This window comes from Streptomyces sp. RP5T (genome assembly GCF_003933965.1).
GTDB lineage: Bacteria > Actinomycetota > Actinomycetes > Streptomycetales > Streptomycetaceae > Streptomyces.
The window spans coordinates 1-3882 of sequence record NZ_RSAJ01000709.1; the positions used below are offsets into that span (position 1 = coordinate 1).

The following is a 3882-nucleotide window of genomic DNA, read 5'->3' on the forward strand; positions in this document are numbered from 1 at the left end:
GGTCGGTGACGTTCCACAGGTGGACCCGGCCGGTGGTCAGCACCGCGAGGGTGCGGCCGTCGGGGGAGAACAGCACCTGGGAGTCGGGGTCGCGCACCACGGGCGTGAACGGCTGGCCCAGCGCCACGGGCCGGGCCGGGTCCGTCACGTTCCACAGCCGGATCCGCCCGTCCCGCCCGGCCGTGGCCAGCACCTTGCCGTCCCGCCGGAACGCCCCGCTGCTGCCCACCATGTCACCGGCCGGGATCGACCACAGACGCACCTTGCTGTCGCCGCTGCCGGTCGCGAGCGTACGGCCGTCGGGGCTGAAGCCCAGCGCGTACATCTCCCCGCTGCTCCCGGCGAGCGGCTCGCCGACCTGGGAGGGGTACGCCGGGTCGCTCACGTTCCACAGGCTGGCCGTGCTGTCCGCGCTGGCGGCGGCGAGCTTGCTGCCGTCGGGGCTGAAGGCCACGGACCAGATCGGGCCGGTGTGGCCGGTGAGCGGCGAGCCGAGCGGGCTCGGGTCCCCGGGGTCGTGCACGTCCCACAGCCGGACGGTGTCGTCCGCGCTCCCGCTGGCCAGCTCGTTCCCGTCCGGGCTGAAGGCCACCGAGTGCACCAGACCCGTGTGTCCCTTCAACCCCCTGTCGTACGCCCGGGGGTGCCGTGGATCGGTGGTGTTCCACAGCCGGATCGTGTCGTCGTCACCACCGGCGGCCAGCGTGCGCCCGTCGGGGCTCCACGCCACGGACCGCACGGCGGCACCGGCCCCGGTCAGGACGACGGGCGGCTTTTCCTTACGGCTGGTGCTGCTGGTGCTGCTGGTGCTGCTGGTGCCGCCCGTGCCGCCCGTGCCGCTCGTGCCGCTCGTGCCGCTGGTGCCGCTGGTGCCGCTGGTGCCGCTCGTGCCGCTCGTGCCGCTCGTGCCGCCCGTGCCGCCCGTACCGCCCGTGCTCCACAGCCGTACGGTGCGGTCCTCGCCGGCGGAGGCCAGGGTGCGTCCGTCCGGGCTGAACGCGATCAGGTAGATGGTGCCGTCATGGCCGGTCAGGGGAGCGCCCAGGGGCCTGGGGTGGCGGGGGTCGGCGAGGTCCCAGCGCCGGATCCTCCCGTCGTCGCCGGCACTGGCCAGGGTCCTGCCGTCGGGGCTGAAGACCGCGCTGCTCACCCAGCTGGAGCCACCGGCGAGGGGCGCGCCCAGCGCCTTGGGCCGACGCCGGTCGCTGACGTCCCACAGCCGGACCGTCCGGTCGTAGCCGGCGGTGGCCAACAGCTTTCCGTCCGGGCTGAACGAGGTCAGGTACACCGCCCCGGTGTGACCGGTGAGCGGGGTGGCCAGCGGCGCGTTGACGATGGAGATCAGGCGGGTGTTGGTGCCCTCGTCGTCGGGCCGCAGCCGGTGCGCGACCAGGTCGATGCGGGCGGACAGCGACGGATCCGTGGACTGGACGCGGTCCGCCTCCGCGACGACCTGCTCGAACACCGCGTCGTTGCGCTGCTGCCAGGCGACCACCGCCGAACCGACGGCCACCATCGCGAGCGCGACCAGGGCCGCCACCGCGCCCCGGGCGATCAGGACCGTACGCCGGCGCAGCCGCACCGAGGCGGCCAGGAACTCCACCGCGCTGCGGGTGAGATACGTGTCCCCGGCGGACTTGGCCCAGCTGCGGGCCTGCTCCAGCCGCGAGCCCCGGTACAGCAGCGAGGAGTCGCGGTTGGAGCCCTCCCAGGAGCGGCCGTCCTCCTCGATGCGCTGGCGCAGCAGATGGTCGCTGCGGTCCTCGTCGATCCACTCGCGCAGCCGCGGCCACGCCGTCAGCAGCGCCTCGTGGGTGATCTCCACGGTCTCCGCGTCCAGCGTCACCAGACGGGCGCGCACCAGGGCTTCGAGGGACTCCTCGGTCTTGCCCGGGTCCGTCGACTCGGCGGCGAGCTGGCGCCGGGTGCCGCGCCGGCGGGTGGCATGGGTGTCCTCGCCGAGCCGCACCAGGCGCAGCAGGAGCAGCCGGGCCGCCGTACGGGCCGCCGGGTCCAGGCCCGACCAGGCCCGCTCGGCGGTCGCCGCCACCGCGCCCTGGATACCCCCGGCCGCGCGGTAGCCGGCCAGCGTCAGCCGACCCGCCTTGCGGCGCTGCCAGGTCGCGAGCAGGGCGTGCGAGAGCAACGGCAGTACGCCCGCGTCGTGCGCCCCGCGCGGACCGTCGGCGCTGACCTCGCGCACGATCAGTTCCGCGAGCCCCGGCTCCAGCTCCAGGCCCACGGCCCGGGCCGGGCCCGTCACGGCCTCGCGCAGTTCGGCGTCGGTGAGCGGCCCGAGCACCATGTGCCGGTTCTGGAGCGCGTCGGCCAGTTCGGGGTGGTCGAGGCAGCTCTCGTAGAAGTCGGCGCGGATGCCGAGCAGGACGAGGGCGGGAGCGGGGGCGTCCGGGCCGGCGGGCGTGCACATGGCGTGCAGCGCCTGGACGAAGGCCCGCCTGTCCGTCTCGTCCGGGCAGAGGGTGAACGCCTCCTCGAACTGGTCGACGATCACCACCGGCCGGGTGGCGGCGGCCTCGCGCTGAGCCCACGAGGCGACCGCGTCCCGGACGGCGTGCGCGAATTCCGGGGGATGGTCGATGTCCGGTCCGTCGGTCCTCGTGGCGGCGAGGACCGGTTTCAGCTCGGGTATGCGGCCGGTCAGCTCCGTGAGCGGATCGGCGCCCGGTACGAGCTGGAGGACCCCGCGCTCGCCGCCGGCGGCGGCCCCGCCGAGCGCGCCCTCCTCCAGGGCGGTCACCAGACCCGCGTTGAGCAGCGAGGACTTGCCCGCGCCCGAGGCGCCCACCAGCATCACCAGGCCGCCGGTGCCGGTCCCGGCCGCCGAGCGGAGCAGCTTGACGAGGGCTTCCGTGCTCCGCTCCCGGCCGAAGAACCAGCGGGCGTCCTCCTGCCGGTAGGAGGCGAGGCCCCGGTACGGGCAGACCCCGGCGGGCGGCTCGGGCTGGGGGCCCTCGTCCTCGTCCGGCGCCAGTGCGCGCTCCCACAGCCGCTGCCACTGGCCGAGGTCGTACAGACCGGCCGAGACGGGGGTGGGACTGATCCGCCGGGCTTCGGGAATGAGGATGTGCAGCACGGCCGCGAGAGCGGTGAACTGCGCGGGTACGTTCCTGGCCCGGCGCCAGTCGCTGATGCGCTGCGCGGAGACCCGGACGGGCCGTCCCCGCTCGTCCACGCGCTGGAGCCGGCCGACGCCCTCGGACACGCGCTTGAGGGGCGGATTACCTGCCTCTCTGTACAACAGTGCGAGACGCTCCGCGAAGGCCGTGCGTGCTCCTGAGTCGGAGCTCAAGGTCTTCCACCCCTTACTTCCCTCGCGGTTGAATCCGGACCGGAAAACTCACTTTATATGGCTGACCTGCGGTAACGCACTGCCTCCGGCACCGGAACCTCCTCTGCGGACCCCCTGACTGGCAGGATCATGACCCTGCGGCGCAGCCAGCGGCGACGCCACGACAGGCCATCAGCCCGACGCCCCGCATTCCAACCAGCGCGCCGTATGTTCTCGGCCACGTTTCCCCCACGGTCACCCGCTTCCTCCGGTACCGGTCCCCACGAGGGGAGGGACCGGTACCGGACGAAGCGGGACGATCACGGAAGCAGACGGTCACCGGACCGTGCCTACACTTGGTCCGGCGGTGGATCCGAGAGGACGGGAGCGGGCTGTGGCGAAGATCGTCGGCGGTTTCCAGGACCCGTCGGCGGAGGTGCTCGCCGAGGCGGCCGCCGTGTTCGGACTCCTCGCCTCCTCCGCGCGACTGCACATCATGTGGGCGCTGTCCCAGGGCGAGAGCGACGTCACCCGCCTCGCCGACCGGGTCGGCGGCGCGCTGCCCGCGGTCAGCCAGCACCTGGCGAAGCTGA

General features: G+C 74.0%; 2 protein-coding genes. One reads left to right on the forward strand and one right to left on the reverse strand.

Annotated elements, in window-relative coordinates:
* The coding region (locus EHS43_RS39600; RefSeq protein ID WP_260470923.1) for an NACHT and WD repeat domain-containing protein at positions 1-3259 on the reverse strand (3259 nt) is incomplete at its 3' end.
* A gap of 424 nt (positions 3260-3683) precedes the next feature.
* On the opposite strand from EHS43_RS39600, the gene EHS43_RS39605 reads away from it, so the two are divergent.
* Positions 3684-3882 (forward strand): ArsR family transcriptional regulator (locus EHS43_RS39605; RefSeq protein ID WP_148104219.1); only part of this gene is annotated, 199 nt, incomplete at its 3' end.